At 43.3% G+C, this 22,812-nt stretch carries 17 protein-coding genes, 8 tRNA genes and 1 other RNA gene; 25 read left to right on the top strand and 1 reads right to left on the bottom strand.

Features of this window, described 5'->3' with window-relative positions; genetic code table 11:
• Positions 1 to 383 precede the first annotated feature (383 nt).
• The 19 genes from recA (at position 384) to MM817_RS09710 (ending at position 20,717) form a co-directional block, all read left to right on the top strand.
• On the top strand, positions 384 to 1,442 hold the full coding sequence (gene recA / locus MM817_RS09620) for a recombinase RecA (RefSeq protein ID WP_241714207.1): 1,059 nt from the start codon (positions 384 to 386) through the stop codon (positions 1,440 to 1,442).
• 30 nt (positions 1,443 to 1,472) lie between these two features.
• The gene (locus MM817_RS09625; RefSeq protein WP_241714209.1) at positions 1,473 to 2,138 is read left to right on the top strand and encodes a regulatory protein RecX; all 666 of its coding nucleotides are present in this window, start codon (positions 1,473 to 1,475) and stop codon (positions 2,136 to 2,138) included.
• A gap of 241 nt (positions 2,139 to 2,379) precedes the next feature.
• Positions 2,380 to 3,870 (top strand): ribonuclease Y, encoded by a 1,491-nt coding sequence (rny, locus tag MM817_RS09630; RefSeq protein WP_419723382.1) that lies wholly within the window; start codon positions 2,380 to 2,382, stop codon positions 3,868 to 3,870.
• A 104-nt stretch (positions 3,871 to 3,974) separates the two neighbouring features.
• Positions 3,975 to 4,751: a TIGR00282 family metallophosphoesterase gene (locus tag MM817_RS09635; RefSeq protein ID WP_241714213.1), complete on the top strand. Its 777-nt coding sequence runs from the start codon at positions 3,975 to 3,977 to the stop codon at positions 4,749 to 4,751.
• A gap of 26 nt (positions 4,752 to 4,777) precedes the next feature.
• Complete coding sequence (locus MM817_RS09640; RefSeq protein WP_241714215.1) at positions 4,778 to 5,731, top strand: dipeptidase; 954 nt, start codon at positions 4,778 to 4,780, stop codon at positions 5,729 to 5,731.
• Between the two features lie 260 nt (positions 5,732 to 5,991).
• Complete coding sequence (gene cotE, locus MM817_RS09645; RefSeq protein ID WP_241714280.1) at positions 5,992 to 6,513, top strand: outer spore coat protein CotE; 522 nt, start codon at positions 5,992 to 5,994, stop codon at positions 6,511 to 6,513.
• A 71-nt stretch (positions 6,514 to 6,584) separates the two neighbouring features.
• The gene (locus MM817_RS09650) at positions 6,585 to 7,958 is read left to right on the top strand and encodes a YheC/YheD family protein (RefSeq protein WP_241714216.1); all 1,374 of its coding nucleotides are present in this window, start codon (positions 6,585 to 6,587) and stop codon (positions 7,956 to 7,958) included.
• Complete coding sequence (locus MM817_RS09655; protein ID WP_241714218.1) at positions 7,955 to 9,109, top strand: YheC/YheD family endospore coat-associated protein; 1,155 nt, start codon at positions 7,955 to 7,957, stop codon at positions 9,107 to 9,109. The genes MM817_RS09650 and MM817_RS09655 overlap by 4 nt, the downstream gene beginning before the upstream one ends.
• An 18-nt stretch (positions 9,110 to 9,127) precedes the next feature.
• Positions 9,128 to 10,624: a putative amidoligase domain-containing protein gene (locus tag MM817_RS17265; protein ID WP_241714220.1), complete on the top strand. Its 1,497-nt coding sequence runs from the start codon at positions 9,128 to 9,130 to the stop codon at positions 10,622 to 10,624.
• Complete coding sequence (locus tag MM817_RS09665) at positions 10,621 to 11,670, top strand: YheC/YheD family endospore coat-associated protein (protein ID WP_241714222.1); 1,050 nt, start codon at positions 10,621 to 10,623, stop codon at positions 11,668 to 11,670. The genes MM817_RS17265 and MM817_RS09665 overlap by 4 nt, the downstream gene beginning before the upstream one ends.
• Positions 11,667 to 12,731 carry a YheC/YheD family protein gene (locus tag MM817_RS09670; RefSeq protein ID WP_241714224.1) on the top strand — a complete coding sequence of 355 codons (1,065 nt, stop codon included), beginning with the start codon at positions 11,667 to 11,669 and terminating at the stop codon, positions 12,729 to 12,731. Before MM817_RS09665 ends, MM817_RS09670 begins: the two co-directional genes overlap by 4 nt.
• 51 nt (positions 12,732 to 12,782) lie before the next feature.
• Positions 12,783 to 12,965: non-coding RNA, 6S RNA (gene ssrS, locus MM817_RS09675), on the top strand.
• 151 nt (positions 12,966 to 13,116) lie between these two features.
• Positions 13,117 to 14,574 carry a tRNA (N6-isopentenyl adenosine(37)-C2)-methylthiotransferase MiaB gene (miaB, locus tag MM817_RS09680; RefSeq protein WP_241714226.1) on the top strand — a complete coding sequence of 486 codons (1,458 nt, stop codon included), beginning with the start codon at positions 13,117 to 13,119 and terminating at the stop codon, positions 14,572 to 14,574.
• Between the two features lie 61 nt (positions 14,575 to 14,635).
• The gene (gene mutS / locus MM817_RS09685) at positions 14,636 to 17,197 is read left to right on the top strand and encodes a DNA mismatch repair protein MutS (protein ID WP_241714228.1); all 2,562 of its coding nucleotides are present in this window, start codon (positions 14,636 to 14,638) and stop codon (positions 17,195 to 17,197) included.
• On the top strand, positions 17,172 to 19,103 hold the full coding sequence (gene mutL / locus MM817_RS09690; protein WP_241714230.1) for a DNA mismatch repair endonuclease MutL: 1,932 nt from the start codon (positions 17,172 to 17,174) through the stop codon (positions 19,101 to 19,103). Before mutS ends, mutL begins: the two co-directional genes overlap by 26 nt.
• A gap of 33 nt (positions 19,104 to 19,136) precedes the next feature.
• Positions 19,137 to 20,102 (top strand): tRNA (adenosine(37)-N6)-dimethylallyltransferase MiaA, encoded by a 966-nt coding sequence (gene miaA, locus MM817_RS09695; protein ID WP_241714232.1) that lies wholly within the window; start codon positions 19,137 to 19,139, stop codon positions 20,100 to 20,102.
• A 30-nt stretch (positions 20,103 to 20,132) separates the two neighbouring features.
• Complete coding sequence (gene hfq, locus MM817_RS09700) at positions 20,133 to 20,372, top strand: RNA chaperone Hfq (RefSeq protein ID WP_241714234.1); 240 nt, start codon at positions 20,133 to 20,135, stop codon at positions 20,370 to 20,372.
• A 185-nt stretch (positions 20,373 to 20,557) separates the two neighbouring features.
• Positions 20,558 to 20,633 (top strand) — tRNA-Thr (locus tag MM817_RS09705).
• A 3-nt stretch (positions 20,634 to 20,636) separates the two neighbouring features.
• Positions 20,637 to 20,717, top strand: a tRNA-Tyr gene (locus tag MM817_RS09710).
• Between the two features lie 103 nt (positions 20,718 to 20,820).
• Here MM817_RS09710 and MM817_RS09715 read toward each other — a convergent pair.
• Complete coding sequence (locus tag MM817_RS09715; protein ID WP_241714236.1) at positions 20,821 to 21,801, bottom strand: MraY family glycosyltransferase; 981 nt, start codon at positions 21,799 to 21,801, stop codon at positions 20,821 to 20,823.
• 261 nt (positions 21,802 to 22,062) lie between these two features.
• Here MM817_RS09715 and MM817_RS09720 point away from each other — a divergent pair.
• The 6 genes from MM817_RS09720 (at position 22,063) to MM817_RS09745 (ending at position 22,589) form a co-directional block, all read left to right on the top strand.
• Positions 22,063 to 22,138 (top strand) — tRNA-Trp (locus MM817_RS09720).
• Between the two features lie 14 nt (positions 22,139 to 22,152).
• Positions 22,153 to 22,228 (top strand) — tRNA-His (locus tag MM817_RS09725).
• A gap of 3 nt (positions 22,229 to 22,231) precedes the next feature.
• A tRNA-Gln gene (locus tag MM817_RS09730) sits at positions 22,232 to 22,306 on the top strand.
• 18 nt (positions 22,307 to 22,324) lie between these two features.
• Positions 22,325 to 22,397 (top strand) — tRNA-Lys (locus tag MM817_RS09735).
• A gap of 12 nt (positions 22,398 to 22,409) precedes the next feature.
• Positions 22,410 to 22,492, top strand: a tRNA-Leu gene (locus MM817_RS09740).
• Between the two features lie 20 nt (positions 22,493 to 22,512).
• Positions 22,513 to 22,589 (top strand) — tRNA-Pro (locus tag MM817_RS09745).
• Positions 22,590 to 22,812 lie beyond the last annotated feature (223 nt).

Genomic DNA, 22,812 nt, shown 5'->3' on the forward strand with positions numbered 1-22,812 from the left:
AGCGACTCCTTTTGCTGTATAACTTTATTTACTTTAGAATATACACGAACAAACGTTTGTATTTTTGGCAATAGACGAGTACAATATACTTACTATCATTTTTATTGGGAACGTACTGATCTTCTGTTTTCTGGCGTAGTGGAGTACGTGATGAATGCTACTATATGAGCCTGTTCAAAAAGGGGGCAGGTAAGACCCATGCAGTGCAAGGAAGTAAGCCAAGAATGTGGACTGAGCGTACGTTTTGGGTACGTGAGGGAGCGTTCTTGGCGCTGACGCTGCCATGCGCCGGGGAGTTCTGACCCCTTTTTGAACAACCTCTATATGACAACAGACAGTTTCACATTTTATTTTGATAAACTTATAAAGGACGTGTTTCGAGTATGGCAGATCGCAAAAGTGCATTAGATTTGGCGTTAAAGCAGATAGAGAAACAGTTTGGTAAAGGCTCTATTATGCGTTTGGGTGAGGCTTCATCGTCGATGAATATCGAAACGGTGTCCACAGGCTCTTTGGCTTTGGATATTGCACTTGGTGTTGGTGGATATCCACGTGGTAGAATTATCGAAATTTACGGTCCAGAGTCATCGGGGAAAACGACCGTTGCACTACACGCGATCGCTGAAATCCAACGTCTGGGTGGACAAGCTGCATTTATTGATGCAGAGCATGCCCTTGATCCCTTATATGCCCATAAACTCGGTGTAAATATCGATGAGATGCTGATTTCACAGCCAGATACTGGTGAGCAAGCACTAGAAATTGCTGAGGCATTGGTGCGGAGTGGTGCAGTAGATATTATTGTTATTGATTCAGTGGCGGCACTGGTTCCTAAAGCTGAGATTGAAGGAGAGATGGGTGACTCGCACGTTGGGTTACAAGCTCGGTTGATGTCTCAGGCATTGCGCAAGTTGAGTGGAGCGATTAACAAGTCCAAGACGATTGCCATATTTATCAACCAGATTCGTGAAAAAGTAGGCGTCATGTTTGGCAATCCAGAAACTACAACAGGTGGACGAGCTTTAAAATTCTATTCCACGATCCGCTTAGAAGTTCGCCGTGGTGAATCGCTTAAACAGGGTAATGATCTTGTAGGTAGTCGGACAAAAATTAAAGTAGTGAAGAACAAAGTAGCGCCCCCATTTAAACAAGTCGAAGTGGACATTATGTTCGGTGAGGGCATTTCAAGAGTAGGGAGTATTGTCGACTTAGGTACTGAGCTAGAGATTATTCAAAAAAGTGGTGCGTGGTATTCATATGGTGATGAACGCCTTGGTCAAGGAAAAGAGAATGCAAAACTGTATTTGAAGGAGCATTCGGATGTTGCCGCAGAGATTGAGGCAAAGATTCGCGAACAATCAATTACCATTGAAACGATGACGGCACCAACTCATTTTGGCAATTCTGCAGAAGATGAAGATGATCTTGATTTTGAAGAATAAAATGCATAGAGAATGTCGGGATGGTTGAATATGGAAGATAAAAGTGTTTGTCAACTAGTTAGAGATCCTGAAAATGTGCAACGTCTTTTTATTCATTTGGAAGATGGAACGATAGTGGGTCCCTACTTAGTGATGAGTGTAGAACGGATTGGTCTTAGAATTGGCAATGTATGTGATGAAAGGGTACAAGAGCTACTTCGTATTGAAGATGCTACACATCAGGCCATTGAGGACGCTGTAGTGTATGTGAAACGAAAAGCTAGAACTGAGGCAGAAGTGCTTCAGTTCTTGGTGAAACAGAAAAATTACACACCTACGATTGCCTTAGAGGCGCTTGCATGGTTGCGTAAGTATCAGGCGATTAACGATGGAGAATTGATCAGCACGACTGTTTCTGCGGCGCAAAAAACAGTCAACACGCCGAGTAAAATGGCCTTGACTGCTAAATTATTACGGCGTGGTGTGACGAAGGACCAAATTATAAAAGCATTACAAGTGAGCGAATATGATGAGTTTCGCGGAGCGTTGCAGGCCGGACGAAAAAAGCTTGAACAAATTGAACGCAAACTAGAACACGAAGAATTACCTCCTGAAGAACGAGAACGAAAATTAAAGACGATTTTAGGTGCCTTCCTTGGGAGAAAGGGATATAGCGCTAGTACGATACATAAAGTTTTCGACCAATTATTAGGATGATGATCAATTGATTATTGGTTGACAGTGATTGGTACGTATCGTATACTTTTCTGTGCGTATACCTGCTGTTTTTGAAATGTGATGAATAGCGGTTTGAAACATTGCATTCAGTGTTATGATGATTTTCTGAATGTTACTCAGCGTCCCTCTCGGATACGGGTGGGAGGCAGATGAAAAAATGATATCCTCCATTATGTTCATCGTTGCGATTCTTGTTACAGCTGCAGTGGTGGGCGGAGGAATGCTGTTCTGGATACGAGTTCGTAGCAAATCTGTGGAGATGTCTCTTGCAGGTGCAAGAGCGCAAGCTGAACAAATTGTAGAGTCCGCTAAAAAAACTGCGGAAAGTAAACTTAAGGAATCAGTATTAGAGGCTAAGGAAGAAGGTCACCGCATCCGCAATGATGCGGAGCGTGAACTTCGTGAACGACGAATGGAAGTTCAACGATTAGAGCGTCGGTTACTGCAAAAAGAAGAAGCGCTAGATCGCAAGGCAGAGTCACTTGAGAAACGATTAGAGATTGTAGCTAGTGAAGAAAAAGTGGTAGAAGAGTTGAAATTTCAGCTTGAAGACTCGGTAAGGCGTCAAGCTGATGAATTACAGATGATTTCTGGGTTGACGGCAAGTGATGCAAGACAATTGATTTTAGCTCAGGTACGTTCCGAGTGTAAACATGATGCAGCACAACTCATGAAGGAAATTGAGCAGCAGGCAAAAGAAGAAGCGGATCGTAAAGCTAAAGAAATTATTGCTACCGCCATTCAACGATGTGCTGCCGATCATGTAGCTGAGACGACTGTTTCGGTTGTAGCATTACCTAGTGATGAAATGAAGGGTCGTATTATTGGTCGTGAGGGTCGAAACATCCGTACTTTAGAGACGCTGACTGGGGTCGATTTGATTATTGATGACACTCCAGAAGCAGTTATACTTTCTGGCTTCGATCCGATTCGTCGGGAAGTTGCTAGAATAGCTCTTGAGAAATTAGTTTCTGACGGAAGAATTCATCCTGCTCGTATTGAAGAGATGGTAGAAAAAGCTCGTCGTGAAGTTGATGAAAGAATCCGTGAAGAAGGGGAGCAGGCTACCTTTGAAACGGGGATACATGGTATGCACCCTGATTTGATTAAAATATTAGGGCGGTTGAAGTATCGCACAAGTTATGGCCAAAATGTTTTAAAACATTCCATCGAAGTGTCACACTTAGCTGGATTGATGGCAGCTGAACTGGGCCTTGATGTGAATTTGGCTAAACGTGGTGGCTTATTACATGATGTGGGTAAGGCGATCACTCATGAAGTCGAAGGGTCTCACGTTGAAATTGGTGTCGAATTGGCAAAGAAGTATAGAGAACATCCTGTTGTCATTAATTCGATTGCAGCACATCATGGTGATGTGGAATATACTTCTGCAATTTCAGTATTAGTGGGAGCTGCTGATGCATTATCTGCAGCTCGGCCTGGAGCAAGAAGAGAGTCATTAGACGTATACTTGAAGAGGTTAGAAAGACTTGAAGAAATCGCATGCTCTTTTAGTGGCGTGGACAAGTCTTATGCGATTCAAGCAGGTAGGGAAATTCGAATTATTGTTAAACCCGAGCAGGTTGACGACGCTGAGTCGATTAGGGTGGCTAAGGAGATCTCCAAGCGAATTGAGAGTGAATTGGATTATCCTGGTCAGATCAAGGTCACCGTCATTCGTGAGACAAGGGCAGTAGAATACGCAAAATAGGGCGGCCTTTATGGGCTGCTTTATTTTTCTTATTGAGGGATGGTGGCGTTCATTCTACTTCATTTGATGAATCATATGTGTACCATACATAAGGGTGTGAAGCGGTGAATGTATTATTTATTGGCGATGTAACGGGGAAATCAGGATTACAGTACGTTAAGGAAGTATTGCCTAAGTTACTGGCTACTCATGATGTCGATCTTGTCATTGCAAATGCGGAGAATTCAGCGTGGAATGGTCGTGGTATTACTTCCGCAAGCGTTGAATTTTTATATGATTGTGGTGTAGAGATAGTGACATTAGGTAACCATGTTTGGGATCAAAAAGAGGCACAAGAGCTCATTGCTCATGATGATCGAATTGTCCGTCCCGCTAATTTACCAGTTGGTGTTCCAGGACGGGGCTATACAGTATGCTCAGTTGGCAAGCATCGTTTTGCTGTAGTGAGTCTAATTGGAAGGACATTTATGGGATTATCAGACTGTCCATTTCGCGCGTTGGATCGTATTGTAGACGAGTTAGGGCATGATGTAAAACATATTTTTGTGGATTTTCACGGTGAGGCAACTTCAGAAAAAATTGCATTTGGTTTTTATGCCGATGGGAAAGTTTCTGCTGTTGTAGGAACGCATACCCATGTACAGACAGCTGATGAACGAATCTTGCCGAAAAAAACTGCGTACCTTACAGATGTTGGAATGACGGGGCCTAAAGATGGTGTCCTAGGGATGAAACGCGATGTGGTCATACAGAGATTTCTTGATCAAATGCCAGCAAAATATGAAGTGGCAGATGGAGCGCGACAATTTTCTGCTGTATTTATCACTTTACGTGATGATGGTATGGCATCTTCTATAGAACGTATGTATATTACGGAATAGGCAAAGGATTCTTGGGAGGGGATTGGGTGTTTAACGGAAAATGGGTGGTTGATGGCCATGCAGATATTTTATATCGCATGGGTGAAGAGAAGCTTGCTTTTTATGATGAGGATAATGCATTACATCAAAATTATCGACATTTACAAGCTAGTGGTGTTGATCTTCAAGTATTTGTCACATTCATCGAACCAGATGTAACAGCATCTGAACAACTGTTTAAAGTACTAGACTCACTTCATCGGTTTCGCAGTGAGGTGGAACGCTCTGATACAATACAAGCAGTACTAACAACGCAAGATATGCAAAGGGTACTGCACAGTGAGATGAAGGGCGCTATTTTATCCTTAGAGGGTGCAGATGCTCTAAATGGTCGGATGAGTGTGTTATACACATTATTTCAACTGGGCGTAAGACTCATTGGACTCACTTGGAATGGATCTAATTGTGTTGCAGATGGAGTTGGCGAGTCGCGCGGTGCAGGGTTGACCCAATTTGGGCGAGACGTTGTTAAAACGATGCGTACATTAGGTATGGTTGTGGATGTTTCACATCTTGCTCCACGTGGAGTTTGGGATGTTCTCGATCTTTATCAGGGACCTGTAGTCGCATCTCATAGTAACGCGATGGCAGTTTTTGCACATCGCCGCAATTTGACTGATGATCAAATCCGTGCGATTGCAGCTTCTGGTGGAGTAATTGGTGCTACATTTGTACCCAGTTTCATTGGTTCTTCAGAAGTGTTAACAACAGACGATTTACTAAAACACATAGATCATCTGCTCAATGTGGCTGGGGAGGATGCAGTTGCATTGGGTTCTGATTTTGATGGTATAGAGACGACCTTAAGGGATCTGCGAAATGGGTCTGATTACCCTCATTTATTGCAAAAAATCGAGCGAAATTATGGCTCTAGGGTGTTAGCTAAGGTGGCAGGAGAGAATTGGCTTCGGGTATATTCTCAGGTGCTTCCACACAGTTAACAAGGCAGATGTCGTCAAAAAATTGTATAAATAAAGCTATAGGTTGATAAAGCGCCCGAAATGGGCGCTTTTTTCGTGTCGGGAAGGTTCCATTATGCATACGATGTGTTGACTGTGGGCGCAGGTGAGAACCTACACGTTCTCACCAAAAAGGGTCAGCCGGCATACTGTTGGAAGTACAGAAACGGGCTAGACTGTTATCACGGTTGTACTCTCGCCCAATGGTAATGATGCAACAATTCAGAGGAGGTCACAGAGTGATGCTCGCCAAAGATACCGGATGCCGCGAGATTATCACCAGCGCCGTATGTGGAAAAGGGAGCAAATACGCCCAGTCCACGTATACGATTCGCCCTGCTAATCGCCCCACGACGATTGGCGGTTGCTGGGTGATGAATCATTCCTGCGAAGCAACATTGGCAGGAGATACGATTGAAGTTCATGGACGATTTGATATTAACGTATGGTATTCCTATAACGGTAACAGTGAGACGGCGGTTGCCAAGGATACTGTGCCCTATGTTGAACATATCGCCCTGCAAGAATTAGATCCAAACTGTTTCCGCGACGACCTGGTGGTCTCCGTTCAAATGGTTCAACAGCCGAATTGCTTGGATGCGACGATCGTCGATGACGGGGCAGAAATCGCTGTGCGTGTTGAACTTGAATTATCAGTTGAAGTGGTTGGCCAAACGAAAATTTGGGTGCTAACGTGTGAACCTACTGACAAAAAAGAGAGCTTCGACGATGAAAGTTCACTCGAAGACGAGTCTGGGTTGTAGATCGCCCGCACATCCAATAGTAATTAACTTGTGGGGCGCAGTGCGCCCCTTTTTGTGTGAGGTGCGGTCTGATGACAGGGCTAGCTAAAAAAACACCGAGAAAGGCTGTTGTACGTCGTCGAGCGTGGAATGTGATCCCGCAAAATATACCGAAATCACAACAATTACAGACTATCACTTATGGATTGCGCTCGCTGAAAGTGAAACAAAACACGCTTATACGCCCTGCTTTTTCTAAAAAGGCAGAGCGTTTCTTGCATTTACCTGACTATTGTGTAAGAAAGCAAAGGCGTGGAAGTGCGTTATATTTTGGTCCCAGTATAGCTATTTACGCTCTACCTGGGAAACGGAGTTTATTTGGACCACAAACCAATTTATTTCGCGAAATGGCATTGATCGCAAAAAATCAAGGTGTGGACTTATTTGTTGTGACTCCTGGTCATTTACAGTATGAACAGCGTCAGACGCTTGGATATCGGTACTATCCTTCAAAGCGTAGATGGCGTCTAGAAATCTGTCCGTGGCCAGATTTTGTATGGAGACGTGCTGTGCAACGTCCTCTTCGCTTTCGAAAGCAAATGGACGTTGATGAAATGATTTTAACGAACAAATCAGTGATTGGTACTTTGCCGCGGACCCAAAGTGAAAAATGGTTGTTGCATACGATGTTAAGCAAATCACAAGCGGTGTTACCGTTCTTATTACCTGTCACTCTAATTCAATCTCCTTATGACCTCATTAAAGCTGTTCATCAGTTAGGCGATGTCTATGTGAAACCTGTGCGGGGTACACAAGGTCAACAAATTGTAAGGATTGTTGAAGAAAATTCAAGATATATCGTCACACGGGCAAATTCTGATCGTTTTAATTATGCGCATGGAGAAGTACTTGCGACTGATCAAGATCTGTTGCGGCGATTTGTGCGTTTGACGATGTCAACTCCATTTATCGCCCAGCGTACAGTACACATGATGAGGACGATGAGCAATGAACCATTTGACTTGCGATACCTGATTCAAGCTAGTGCAGAAGGGGTGGATTCAGCTGTATGCACAGCCATTGTTGCTCGCGTAGCACCGAGTGAATCGGTAACCACAAATTTGCATACAGGAGCTATTCCGTTGTCGATTGAAGACTTGCTAAAGCGCATGCCGGACCATCGTGTGGCTTTGCTTTTACAAGCAATAGAACGTGGTCAAACAGCTGCTATTGCCGCTTTTCACGCTATTGCTAATCAACATGTGGCACTCGTGGAACTAGGCGTAGATATTGCAGTCGATCGACAAGGTAGAGCGTTTATTCTTGAAGTTAATCCATGTCCTGGAAGACAAATGTATCGGCGTATCGATCCTGAGTTGCGACGTTTGTCACTTCAACGTGTTCTTGAATATGCTGTGTTCAGTACTGATTTTTTGCGCGGCGTAAAGGAGGCTGACCAGCAGTGACGTCAGAACCTTTATTATCGCTTTGTGGGTTGACTCGACAACTTCGAGTACCACAGATAGGGGTCATGGCTAGACCGCGTGTTGTAAGTGGCATCTTTCAAGGGAAACAGGGTCCATTGCTCTTGAGGTATCTTGAGGCAGCAGCTCGGGAAGGTGCATTTGCCTGTGTATTTGATCCAGCGAACATTGATGTACAACGCAAACGTCTACGCGGGTATATCTTAGCTAATCGTACAACGGAGGGGCAACGTCTCGTTGCCCTAGCAGATCTAGCTATTCCTCCGGTCATCTATGATCAAATTATTTCAAGAAGTTACGATCGTTCTAAAACGTTCACACAAGCCAGAGAGTATTTAAAACAGGTTTCAGTCATTTTTAATGATGGCTATTTTGACAAATGGGAAGTGCATTCCTGGCTTGCAATGGTTCCTAAATTAAGGATGCATGTACCTCATACGGCATTAGTTACAGGACCTGAAACCTTGCGAATCTTTCTACAAAAACATGAAACGGTTTTTATTAAGCCCATTCATGGCAGTTTAGGGATTGGGATTATTCGAGTACAGCGTGTGGGAGAACTCTGGCAGGCTGTTTTACGAACGAAGCAAGGTTTGGGAACGACTGTAGAAGTACATGATGCAAAATCAATCTATCAGCACTTTAGGGCGCGCTTAACGCGTAATCCGCATATCGTACAGCAAGGAATTGCACTTGCTCAATTTGAAGAACGTCCCTTTGACATTCGCTTATTGGTGCAAAAGAATCGACAAGGTCACTGGAAGCGCACAAAAATGTATATTCGTGTGGCTGCCAAAGGGGATTTTACATCAAATTTGGCGACTGGAGGTCAAGCACTTCCACTATCTGCGCTAACTTTTGATCAAGATGTTTCACTTTCAGATATAAAACAAACCATTCGCCAATTGGAAAAATTGATTCCTGCATGCATTGAAGAACAATCGGGTCGCATACTTGGTGAAATGGGAATCGACCTTGGAGTCAGTGAAACAGGAGAAATTTATGTAATTGAAGTCAATTCAAAACCCTGGAAGACACCGATGACCAGCTCCGGCTCTGAACAACTCGTTGATTTATCATTCCTGCGACCGATTCGCTTCGCGCTGGGACTTGCGAGTGCCAGACAGAGGTGAAGGGAGGCGCCATGCACTGTGACGTACTATTTGCTACACAGCGGTCAAATGTCTGCAGAGCGTTTGGCCGTCCAAGTGCCAAGACTAGTGCCAATTGAAGAAATCAGGCGTGTAGGTGCGGATGACACAGTCATCCGCTTTGGCAACACGGAAGATCAGGATCGGGGAAAATGGACGATTAATCGCCGTGAGGCACTATTTATCGCAGATTCACGGAGAACGCTTCTTAAAACTTTACGAAGAGCTGGCGTGAATTGTCCGAGATTTACAAACCGCGATGAAGAAACAGAAACAAAGAATCAATTAATTAAAACCTATCGTGTTCCTGTATTTAATTTGCGGGCGCTAGCGTGTTTTCGAACAGAAGGAAAATCCGTTTGGCTTAGCAAACGAATTCATCAAATTCAAGATCATTATACAGAAGTGGTTTTTGATTCTGATGATGAGGCAAGAAGAGTGAGTTTGTTAGCTGTCAGGGCAATGCATGCTGTGGGACTGGAGTTCGGTCTTGTGAGTATTGGGATTGGACCAAAAGGTCGCCCTATTGTGTTAGATGTGTCACCCTCTCCGGTTTGTAAAGGTCGTCTACTACAACTTTACGCCCAGGCAATCAATGAGTTTATGACACAAGAGGAACGCAATAATCGTGCGGAAGTAGACCGAGTATTGCTAGGAACTGATCTGGAATTCATGTTGAAATCACGTCATGGCAAGTTAATACCAGCATCTAGATACTTTCCTTTGAAGGGTAAGGTGGGCTGTGATGATCGAACTTTAAATGGCGATCGGTCTCGTCGCCCATTAGGTGAAATCCGTCCTCTTCCATCACCCACACCAGAGGGATTATGTCAAAACATAGAGCGTGTATTAAAAGATGCTATTTCTTTGTCTGCAACACCTTATCCAGTATGGGTAGCCGGAAGTGCACCATTTGAACGATTTCCGATTGGTGGACATATCCATTTTAGTGGAATTCCTTTTACAGCGCGCTTTGTCAATTGTTTAGATGCTTATGTTGGTATGCCGCTAATGTTGATTGAAGACCCTGTCAGTGCACTAAGAAGGCGTCCTAAGTATGGGTTTTTAGGGGATATTCGGCACAAATCATATGGCGGATTTGAGTATCGAACGCCTGCTAGTTTTCTTGTAGATCCAAATATTGCACTCGGGGCTCTTGCGCTCGCTTATGTAGTTGCACACCACCATGCAGAACTTCCTTATATTGATTTACACGATGCCATGCGCATGAAGGCATTTTATCGAAATGATCGTGATTATTTGCTTCCTATAGCGGAAGAGGTCTATGCAAATGTGAAGAGAACCGCAAGTTATGTCAGATATCGTGAACCCATTGACTTGATCTTTACTATGATTCGCAATGATGAAGTGTGGGATGAATCCATTGATGTGCGAAAGGCATGGCAGATTGCTATGCCTGAATCTACAGTGCGAAAGCAAACACAGCGTAAAAAAAAGCAAGCGTCTTCATCTGTGAGAGGGGGAGTGACTACATGAATAGGTCGTCAAACTTCGTATTCGCCATTTTAACGGGAGAGCATAATACGCGCTCTCCATATATCAGGGCATTGTTGCGCACCGCGCAAGCGATGGATGTGACTGCCTATTCTATGACGCCACGGCAACTACTCATGGATCGTAAAAATGTTTTGCCTGATGTTGTTTACAATCGAATACCTACGCGTAAAGAGGAGTCGGCTGAAGAAACGAAGTTGGCGAAGCATTGGCTAAGGGAACAAGGAATACCCTATTTTAATCAAAGATTTTTTAATAAACGCGAAATGGATCAGATTTTGCGAACGGATGATGAACTTACATCTTTTTTACCTAATACGTTGACTCTTTGGGAACCGAATACTGTTCTTCGGTGGTTGGAACAGTACGAAGGTGTTTTTATCAAGCCTATCGGTGGGAGTTTTGGTGAAGGGATTTGCAGAGCTACTAAAGTAAATGGTCACTACCAGCTGGAAACGCGTGATGGATCTGGCCTACATGCTCTTACGTTCATGAGGCCAGAAGACTGTGTAGAAGCTTGTCGTACACGCATGGGGAATATGCCATTTATTGTGCAAGAAGCGATTCCATTGGCTAAATATGAAGGGTGTAAAACTGATTTTCGCGTTCATATCCATAGGTTAACAGATCATGAATGGAAAGTGGCGGGTATTGGAGCAAAAGTCGGTCATCCAGAAGGTATTACCACTCATGTACACAGTGGGGGACGAGTGGAAGATGGAGATTTTGTATTGCGCAGTTGGTATGGTGATCGCGTAGATGCAGTGCGTAATGAAATTGAGCAGACAGCTAGTCTTATAAGTCAAAAGTTGTCAAGTGGACTTGATGTTTCGTTAGGAGAATTGGGGCTCGATATGGGGATTGCTACGGATGGTAGAATGGTGCTTTTTGAGGCAAATGCAAAACCGGGGCGCTCTATTTTTTCACATCCATCTTTGCGAAGTGCTGGGCAATGGTCTCGCAAAGCTATTTTACTCTATGCCAGATGGCTTGTGATGCATCAATCTATGGCAGGTGTACTACGATGATTGGAAAGACAGTAAAGGATCCAATCGGTATTTTAACGGCAAGTCGTAAACCTGATGTACTTGGTGGGAATGTATCTAATTTTAGGCGAATCATTCAAGCGGCACATAGTCAGGATATTTCTTGCGCGATCTATAATGTATGTCCGCGAGAAGTAACGGTCTATCGGTATTCCCAACAAGGGTCTCTTAAAAAAGAAAGTTTCGTTGGATTCCCAAAAGTTTTATATAACAGGATTCCAACTCGGGTGTTAGAAAATCAGGATGTTGTAAAGAAGACCATACATGAGTTGGAGCGTCAGGGGAGGAAGATCACCAATCCGCATTTTCTACGTAAAGATGAGATTGCTGCTCTATGGGATTCCAGAACAGATCTAGCAGCATGTACTCCTCGAAGTCATGTGGTCAGACATGCGGAAGATATTTTGGACTTTGTAAGCACTGGTGAGTATGATGGGCTTTATCTTAAACCCATTTCAGGGAAAGCAGGAATTGGAATTTTCCACATGGCTAAACACGGACAACATTTTGAAGTGCTTGAACAACAAAAGGGAAGGCGTGTGCGTCATGGCCTTTTTACTTACAAAGAATTGTCTGACTGGATTCTAACGCGCAGATGGGGCCAGCATTATCTTTTGCAAGAAGAGGCAGCCGTAGAACACTACCGTGGACGGCGGTTTGATCTGCGGTTACTTTTGCATAAAGATTCGAATGCATCTTTTGCTTTGACTGGGGCAGGTGTAAGAATTGGACCCGCACGAGGAATTACTACTCACGTACCCAATGGCGGAGAAATTGCAAAACCACAAGATGTATTAAAAGACCTATATGGCAAACGTGCCGAGTACGTTTTGTACCAGGCCAGTGATGTTGCTGTGAAAGCTGCAGATGCTATTGCAACATCTCCTGGTATTTGGTCAGAACTATCTATTGATATGGGACTCATGAAAGATGGAAGTCCAGTTCTTTTTGAGGCAAATGCAAAGCCGATGAAGTTTGATGAGCCTTCTATTGAACGACTCGCGAAGAAACGGTTGATCCAGTGTTTACATCATTTAGCTTAAAAATGGAGTATTTTACGGGTTGCTTACTGGGCATACTCTTGTTATGATAATCATCACCTGCAGTGTTCGTATTCGGGACCTTTGTTTTGAACCGTATGTGTTTTAAGGGGAGACAGATTCCATCTCGTGCTGGCAAGCCCTCTTGAAGGGAAGTCAAATACCGACATGCTAGTCGCCCACCTGCGAGAGCGGGTTCATAAAACACTCGTTCCATACGGCACATGCGGGTGCTGATGATTGATAAAATGGATATGCTTGTAGTAAGATCTATAACGATTAGATGGAGAGGGCTAGGCTCTCTCCTTTGTTGTGTATAAATTGCCGCATTCTATTGCTTTGTGTACAATAGGTGATATGAAGAATCGCGCGATAAGGAAGTGTGAGAGTGAGTAACCATATCGAAGAGCTGGATCAGTTAGCCATTCAAGTAACGCGTCCAGTGATTGAAAAGACTGACTTACGAGCTATGACTGATGCTGTCCGTAAAGAGTTAGTGGGTAGTTACAAAGGAAAACGCTATATGATTCGTACGTACGGTTGCCAAATGAATGCACATGACACTGAAGTGATGGCAGGGTTACTAGAAACGATGGGCTATGAACCGACTCATGACGAGACTCTAGCAGATCTTATTTTATTTAATACTTGCGCAGTAAGAGAAAATGCGGAGAACAAGGTTTTTGGCGAAGTCGGGCGCGTAAGACCGCTTAAACATCTAAATCCAGAATTACTTATTGGGGTATGCGGTTGTATGCCACAAGAAAAAGCTGTTCAGGAAAAAATCCAAAAAACGTATCCGTGGATTGATTTAGCCTTTGGGACACATAACCTCCATCGCTTACCAGAGTTGATTGAAACGGCGCGCGCAAGTCAGGAAACCGTGCTGGAAGTATGGGATAAAGCTCAATATATATTGGATGATCTGCCTAAAGCTCGTAAGGATGGAATTCATGCATGGGTAAATATTCAATACGGATGTAATAAATTCTGCACGTATTGCATCGTGCCTTACACGCGGGGACGTGAACGGAGTCGTACGCTCTCTAGCATCGTGGAAGAAGTAAAAGGGCTTGTTGATTCTGGTTATAAAGAAATCACTGTTCTTGGCCAAAACGTAAATGACTATGGGATTGATCTTGGCGACGCAGACTTTTCTGATCTCTTGCGAGCAGTTGGCGGTGTGGATGGGGTAGAACGTGTGCGATTTACGACTTCAAATCCTTGGAATTTTTCTGATCGAGTGATTGCAGCTATTGCTGAGACAAAAACAGTGTGTGAGCACATTCATCTTCCTGTACAGTCAGGAAGTAATGATGTCTTGCGTAAAATGAATCGAGGATATACCAGGGAATATTACGCCAAGTTAGTAGAAAAAATCCGCACTGCCATTCCTCATGTTTCTTTAACAACAGATTTGATTGTTGGGTTTCCAACAGAAACAGAGGCTGATTTTGAGCAGACGTTAGCTCTTGTACAAGAAATGTCATATGACACGGCGTATACATTCATTTATTCTCCACGTCCTGGAACACCCGCAGCACGCTATGAGGATCCGATTTCCGCAGAGATTAAAAAAGAACGTTTGAATCGGTTGATGAATCTTCAAAATGAAATCTCTCGTATGCATAATGAAAAATTACTAGGGCACATGGTTGAAGTGATGATTGAAGGCGTCAGTCGAACAAATGAACATGTCCTTGCAGGCCGTACGCGTACGAATAAAATTGTTTTACTTGATGCACCTAAAGAGCTCATTCATGAAACGGTATGGGTGCGTATTGATGGCGCTCAAACCTGGACGCTACGTGGAACGATCGTTTCACCACAAGTGATTACGGCATAATGGACTAAGATCCGTCGGATAGATAGAGATTGCACTTTAGATGTGAGGGGAAGCGATGCGATTGGCGAAGCGCACTCCAATGATGGAGCAGTATGAAACGATCAAGCAGACGTGTGAAGACGCGCTGCTTTTCTTTCGTTTAGGAGATTTTTATGAGTTGTTTTATGAAGATGCGAAAATTGCAAGCTCGATTCTGGATTTGACTCTAACGGGGCGTGGATCCGGGGATCAGAGAATGCCCATGTGCGGGGTGCCCTACCATGCAGCAGACAATTATATTAGTAGACTTGTGGCAAAAGGCTTTAAAGTGGCTATTTGTGAGCAAGTGGAAGATCCAAAAGAAACAAAAGGTCTTGTGCGGCGTGAGATCATCAGGTTAATCACACCTGGAACTGCACATGAATTTGTTCGACAAGATACGTATCGACCGCTTATTGCGACTTTTGTGGAATTAACAGAGGGTATAGTGGAAGGTGCGATTGCGGACGCATTAACAGGGAATGTATGGATCAAACAAGGAGATTATCTTGCATTAACCAATTGGTTTGAACGGATGCAAGTTTCGGAAGTAGTAGCTGATGATAAGTTATATGCAACTTGCGCAAAGCATCTAAAGGAGTATTCTGTTCGAGCCAATATAGCTTATTCACAGGTACCTGCACACGAAGATGCAGATCATTCATTTGAATCTTATTCTGCTAGTCAGCTGCTTGTGACCTATCTCGAACATACAAGTAAACGTTCTCTTGATCATATGAAGCTTCCAGAGGCTATGGGTAAAGATCGATTTATGGAATTGACAGCAAGTACAATCCGCCACTTAGAAGTCATTCGACCAGCGACAGAAGGTCGAAAAGATGCGACATTATTTGATACGTTAAATTTCACTTCAAATGCGATGGGGCGTCGGTATTTGCGCGAAATGTTGGAGCATCCGTTATATGATCTCTCCATCATTACGCAACGGCTAGATATGATAGAGCATTTAGTGAAAAACCCTCTGTTACAAGGTGAACTACAAAATGGATTAAAGGAAATGTATGATTTGACGCGAATTGTTTCTCGGATTTCATTTGGACAAGTGTCTCCACGTGATCTATGGTATTTGGCACAGTCTTTGCAAGTGGTGGCGGTTTTGAAAAAAAATATACAAGCAACAGACTCAGTAAGTGAAATATTTGCTGGAATTATTCAACATCTACATGAATGCCAAGAGCTTGCGCAAATGATTGGTTCGATTCTATCGGAAGAGGTCTTAGACAACAATAAGAATGGAGCGATCATCAAACAGGGGGCTAACACAACGATTGACGAGCTTCGTGCGATTGTTCAAGGTGGACGCGCGCATATTCTATCGATAGAACAAGCAGAGCGTGTCCGTACGGGAATAAAATCGTTAAAGGTCGGATATAATCGCGTTTTTGGCTATTACATCGAGGTTACTAGTGCAAATGCTCATCTGGTTCCAGACGACTATGAACGCAAACAAACATTGACGTCTGCAGAACGCTATGTGACCAAAGAGTTGCGTGAAAGAGAGTACGAGATTGTACTAGCAAATGAAAAATTAGCGGAACTTGAACTTGCTTTAATTGATGAAATCGTGGATGTGGCGCGTGCACAGTTGCGTCAGATCCAAGAGACCGCAGATGCATTGGGCCAGCTTGATGCACTTGTAGGACTTGCAAAAGCAGCTATTTCATATCACTATACGCGACCGATCGTAGACCATAGCTGTAACATGAAAATAGAGGGTGGACGGCATCCTGTTGTAGAAAGGCATGCTGTCGATGGATTTATTGAAAATGATGTTCTGTTATCTAATGACAAGAGGCAAATTGCTTTAATTACTGGACCCAATATGGGTGGAAAAAGCACCTATATGAGACAGACAGCGTTGATTGTAATCATGGCACAAATAGGAAGTTTTGTTCCTGCTGCTTTTGCGCAAATCGGCATTGTAGATAAGTTATTTACTCGAATTGGTGCTTCGGATGATGTTTCTGCTGGTTTAAGTACATTTATGGTGGAGATGACTGAAAGCGCTGAGATTTTACATGAGGCAACTGATCATAGTCTGCTCATTTTTGATGAGATCGGACGTGGCACTGCGACGTATGATGGCATGAGTATCGCGGAAGCCATCGTAGAGTATGTGCATGATCGGATTGGTGCGCGGTCATTATTTGCAACTCATTATCATGAATTAACTGAGCTTCCACGAAGATTACCAAGAGTATTTAATTTATCAGTGGCTGTAAAAGAGGATGACCATCAGATCGTGTTTTTACACCGAGTCGTTGAGCGTTTTGCAGATCGTTCATACGGCATACAAGTAGCGCAAAAAGCGGGGTTACCGGAGTCTGTAACAGCACGCGCTAGAACAATATTGACTGAACTTGAGCGTGGTGTCCAAGAAATAGCTTCTACAACTCAACAGATGGAGTTTGCATTTCCTGATATGCAAGATGTGAAACAGGCTTTGTATAAGGAATATTTGAATGAAGTAATGGATTTACAATTAGACGAATTCACCCCTAAACAAGCGTTGATTTATTTATATGAACTACAGGAGCGTATCAGAAAGGGAATCGACCATGGGATTGATCCACGTACTAGATGATTTAGTTGCCAACCAGATTGCGGCAGGAGAAGTGGTTGAGCGTCCTGCCGCGGCTGTTAAAGAGTTGATGGAGAATGCGATTGATGCGGGTTCTAAAAAAATTCACATTGGAACGCGCGATGGCGGATTAACACTAATCGAAGTGCAAGATGATGGTGTTGGGATAGAACCAGAAGACGTAGAAACAGCATTTTTACGTCACGCCACAAGTAAATTGCGTGAGTTGACAGATTTGACAAAAATGCGTTCACTTGGTTTTCGGGGAGAAGCACTGCCATCCATTGCAGCGGTCAGTAAAGTGACAGTACGGACGCGTACAGCTCACTCTGAAGAGGGGCAACTGCTTCACTACGAAGCAGGACAATTGTTAGAACGAAAGTTTATCGGCTGTTCTCAAGGTACGCGTATTACAGTGCAAGATTTATTTTATAATACGCCAGCGCGTTTAAAATTTGTGCGCTCATTACAAACAGAAAATACACATATTGTAGATGTTGTTTCGCGGGCAGCTATGGCACGACCTGATATCTCCTTTCGTTTGCAAATTGACGATCGTGTAGCTATACAAACACCAGGTGATGGTCAACTATTATCTGCTTTCGCATCCATCTATGGACTCAGTTTAGCTAAATCCACGTTTGGTTTATGTATTGAATCGCCAGATTACGCTATTGCTGGTTTACTTGTTGCACCTGAATTTGCACGTAAATCGCGAAATGCGATGTGGTTTTCTGTGAATGGCAGGCCAATTCGCAATATTGCATTAGGCAATGCCGTTCTTGATGGATATTATACATTGGTACCTAAAGGGCGATTTCCTGTTGTGGCTTTAGCTTTGTCTATGACTCCTACTCTGGTGGATGTCAATGTGCATCCTAGTAAAACGGAAGTGCGATTTAGTGAAGAGCGTGATATTTGTGTACTGCTTACGGAAGCTGTCAAACAGTCCTTAAAGGTTGCGTCAGGCTCACCCGTTGTGCAGAGTTTGAGTAAGGGTACGATTACTGAACAAGATGGTCTTGTTCAGAGTTTGTCTGCTAGTGGGAAAGGCGTAGAGACATCATTACACAACCATCATGCACTACCAACGTTAAGTGAAAATGCATCTCTAAGTGTACAAGTAGCGGAAACTTCACCATCCATGTCTGGAAGAAGCTTGCTTGGGACAAATCGCACACCAAGTACTTATGGTACTGCCTACACCAATGCTACGAAGGCACCAATACCTTTAGATAAAAGAGATGCGGCTTCAATGGATGTTGTGACGCAAGTAGCACTGAACTTATTTGCTAGTGAGGGATATCCTCAAGAAGTGGTTACTCCTGTTGCACAACTTCGCGCGGTAGCGCAGGTGTTAAAGCTTGTGATTGTTGCAGAAGATGGAGAAGATATTTACCTGATTGATCAACATGCGGCACATGAACGGGTGCTTTATGAGAAATTTCGTAAAAAAATGAGGGAACAGGATCATTATGCAATGGAATTACTGGTTCCAATCACGCTTGAATTAAATGTGATTAAGATTGAATTGCTCTTTCAACATCAAGCACAATGGACTTCTTTTGGGCTCGTGATTGAACCTTTTGGAGAAAATGTCATTCGCATTACACATGTGCCCTCTATTTGGGAGGGTTTAGATATAGAGCAATTAGCTCATGATGTTATTTTTGATGTGCTGGAAGATCGAACTACTTCTGTATTTCGTAGTGAACTTGAGGATAAAGTCATCTTACGAGCTTGTAAGGCTGCCATAAAGGCTAATTCAACTATGGATCGACAAGAAATGGATGCTTTACTTGAAGCCATGCAAAAGTTAGATAATCCTTTTACTTGTCCACATGGACGTCCTACTGCTATTCGAATTACGCGTAGTCAACTTGAAAAGGAATTTAAGCGAACACTTTAGAGATACCACGTATGGTAAGAAGGGGGCAGGTAGATGGAGGAATATGCACAGATCCCTATCGTGTGTATCGTAGGTCCTACAGCAGTGGGTAAGACAGGTCTTAGTTTAGAACTCTCACATCGTTTAGATGGTGAAATAATTTCGGCTGACTCGATGCAGGTATATCGGGGAATGGATATTGGTACGGCCAAGTTACCATTTATAGAACGTGAAGGTGTGCCACATTATATGATTGATGTGGTGGACCCCACAGAAACTTTTACAGCGTATGATTACGCGAGGATGGCTCGTCCGATCATCAGGGATATTGCGAGTCGAGGGAAAGTTCCGTTTATGGTGGGTGGTACAGGTCTTTATTTTAGATCTGTTCTGGATGATTTGGACTTTACACCGGCTACTCGTGATGAGGCATTGCGAAGTACACTTGAGTTAGAAACAGTAGAGCATGGCATACAGGTTTTACATGAATGGTTACAACAACTTGATCCTGTATCAGCTATGCGAATTCATCCTAATGACCAAAAAAGATTGATTAGAGCACTTGAAATTAATCTTTTGACAGGGAAGCCTGTTGCCGAGAATCACCGTAGCACAAACTCTTTATCGCCATTTGTACCCTTAGTTATCGGTTTAAATATGGAGCGTGAAGTACTGTATGCACGTATAGATCAGAGAGTAGATCAGATGATTGATGAAGGATTACTTTTTGAAGTACAGACCCTCATAAAAAAGGGATGTACTGCACAACACACGTCTATGCAGGCTATTGGTTACAAAGAATTGGTCAATTATATTGAAGGTCACGTTAGTTTTTCTGATGCGGTTATAAGAATTAAACAAGCAAGTCGACGGTATGCTAAACGACAGTTATCTTGGTTCCGGGCTGATCCGCGTATTTCGTGGTATAATTGGCCAAATGATGATAAGATAAGTGTGGTATCTACTATCCTTGAGTCCATAAATAGGGATGGTATCAGAAAAAAACCTACGTATGAATAAGATATATTTGTGCATCTGGGGGGCAACTTTGTGTCGACAAATAAGATCATTAATATTCAGGATAACTTTTTAAATCAGATCCGCAAAGAAAGCATTCCAGTTGTTGTTTACCTGGTGAATGGGTTTCAAATACGGGGACTAGTTAAAGCGTTTGACAATTTTACAGTAGTTATTGAGTCAGAAGGCAAGCAACAGCTCATCTATAAACATGCTGTCTCCACCTTTACACCCACTCGCAACGTTCGATATGAAACAGAAATTCAATCGTAAGGTAACTTTATGAATGCTGAGTGAATATCGTATTTGCAAAAAATTGCACGTGTGATAGGACATCAGAAGTACACAGTACGTTGTTGCTATAGAGACATTGCTACAATAACGTGCTGTGTAATTGATGTAATCATGTTGACTTAGAACTTGTATTATGATATATTATGTCTTGTCGTGATTGAAATGCCAGCGTAGCTCAGATGGTAGAGCAACTGACTTGTAATCAGTAGGTCGCAGGTTCGATTCCTGTCGCTGGCTCCATGCGGAGGGGTACCAAAGTGGCCAACTGGGGCGGACTGTAAATCCGTTGCGAAAGCTTCGTAGGTTCGAATCCTACCCCCTCCACTAGTTATGAACGATTCTAAGTATAAATAAAAGAAGCTAATCATCTACATGATTAGCTTCTTTTATTTATACTTAGACACATCTGCCATTACTTCTCGATCTTTTAGCGAGCAAATAACACAAGAGCTACGGAGACGACAGAGAAAGCTAAAGATACTAAGTATATTAAGCTGACTGTTTGCAACTGACTGAAACCGGCTGCCATGAGACGATAATGGCCGTGGCTACGATCTGCTTTATATACAGGACGATGTTCTAGCATTCGACGGATGACCACGTAAATGGCATCAAAAATAGGAACCCCTAATGCGAGTACAGGAACAAAAATTGAGATTGCTGTTGCTGATTTAAACGCGCCTGTAACTGCAATAGCTGCTAAAACATAGCCGATAAATGTTGAGCCTGCATCACCCATGATAATGCGTGCCGGATAGAAATTAAAGCGCAAAAAGGCTAATATAACGCCAATGAGGGAAGCGGCTGAGAGTGCCGAAGAGACATCTCCTTTAACTAATGATGCAATAAGCATAGTGGCACTTGCAAAGATGGCAATACCGCCTGCCAGACCATCTAAACCATCTAAAAAATTAAAGACATTTACAATACCAATTATCCAAAAGATTGTTAGGAAATCTGCAATCCACACTGGAAATGTAAGATAATACGCTGGGTGAATTGGGTCTTGTATACCGCGAATTACACCGCCGCAGTATACGAGTAAACCAGCGGCTATGATTTGTACAAGAAACTTAGGCCAAGCTGGAAAATCATGTTTTCTGGTCTTGGCGTAGTCATCCACCATGCCAATTAAAAACATAAGAGATGCACCGATAATCATACCTATAAACGGCTTATCTAGCCGTAATGCGAAAAGGAAGTGATGACCGACAATAGTCACGGTAATAAATCCTATGATCATAGCTGCTCCACCTAACATGGGGAGTGGGGTGCTATGAACTTTTCGTTCCGTTGGCATATCAACAAATCCTGTTTGTAGTGCTAGTTGGCGCATGAAAGGAACTAATATATACACCAAAGCAAACGAAAGAGAAAATGCAATTAAATCAATGAAGTCGGCGGACAAGAAGGTTGCCCCCTAGGCTTGGAAATAATTTTTTTGAGTAATCTTATTCATTATATTGAATCAGATAGCGAAACGTCAATGCAATAGTTGACTACTTATGGAGAGACGAATGGATAATCTGTGAAAATAGACATGGATCATGGGCGTTGGTTTTTTGTATTAAAAAACCATTTATTTTTTTGCTTGTACTTGCTTGACTTTTGTAGTGCTGTCAGTGTATATTGATGGAGCATTATTTCACAGTGATGCGACGAAATACATAGGGGCGTAGTTCAGCTGGTAGAACGGCGGTCTCCAAAACCGCATGTCGTGGGTTCGAATCCTGCCGCCCCTGCCAGTTGATATGATGTGGTGGGCGTGGCGAAGTGGTCAACGCACCGGATTGTGGCTCCGGCACTCGTGGGTTCGAACCCCATCGCTCACCCCAAATTGGGGAGTAGCCAAGTGGTAAGGCAACGGACTTTGACTCCGTCATTCGAAGGTTCGATCCCTTCCTCCCCAGCCAGATGGCTTCATGGAATCTGAGCCATTAGCTCAGTTGGTAGAGCACCTGACTTTTAATCAGGGTGTCGCTGGTTCGAGTCCAGCATGGCTCATCAGATATAGATGCGGGTGTGGCGGAATTGGCAGACGCACCAGACTTAGGATCTGGCGGGTAACCGTGGGGGTTCGAGTCCCTTCACCCGCACCATGAATTTGATCTTTTATTATCGGAGTTTAGCGCAGCTTGGTAGCGCGCCTGCCTTGGGAGCAGGAGGTCACAGGTTCGAATCCTGTAACTCCGACCATACATAAGTTTTATAGCACATGAAAAATGGTGGGCTGGAGACAGTCCACCATTTTTCATGTGCTATATTCAATATGTGCCTGTCATGACTATAAATTCATAAGAATCATAAAGGTCAAAAGACGAGTTGGGATGGGAGGACAAGCCCATCCTATTACCCGCTTATTGCTGGAATATGCTGAATGGTAATGGAGTTAAATCATTGTAGTGCAAAGAGACGAGAC

The sequence above is a fragment of the Sulfoacidibacillus ferrooxidans genome (assembly GCF_022606465.1).
Lineage (GTDB): Bacteria > Bacillota > Bacilli > Alicyclobacillales > SLC66 > Sulfoacidibacillus > Sulfoacidibacillus ferrooxidans.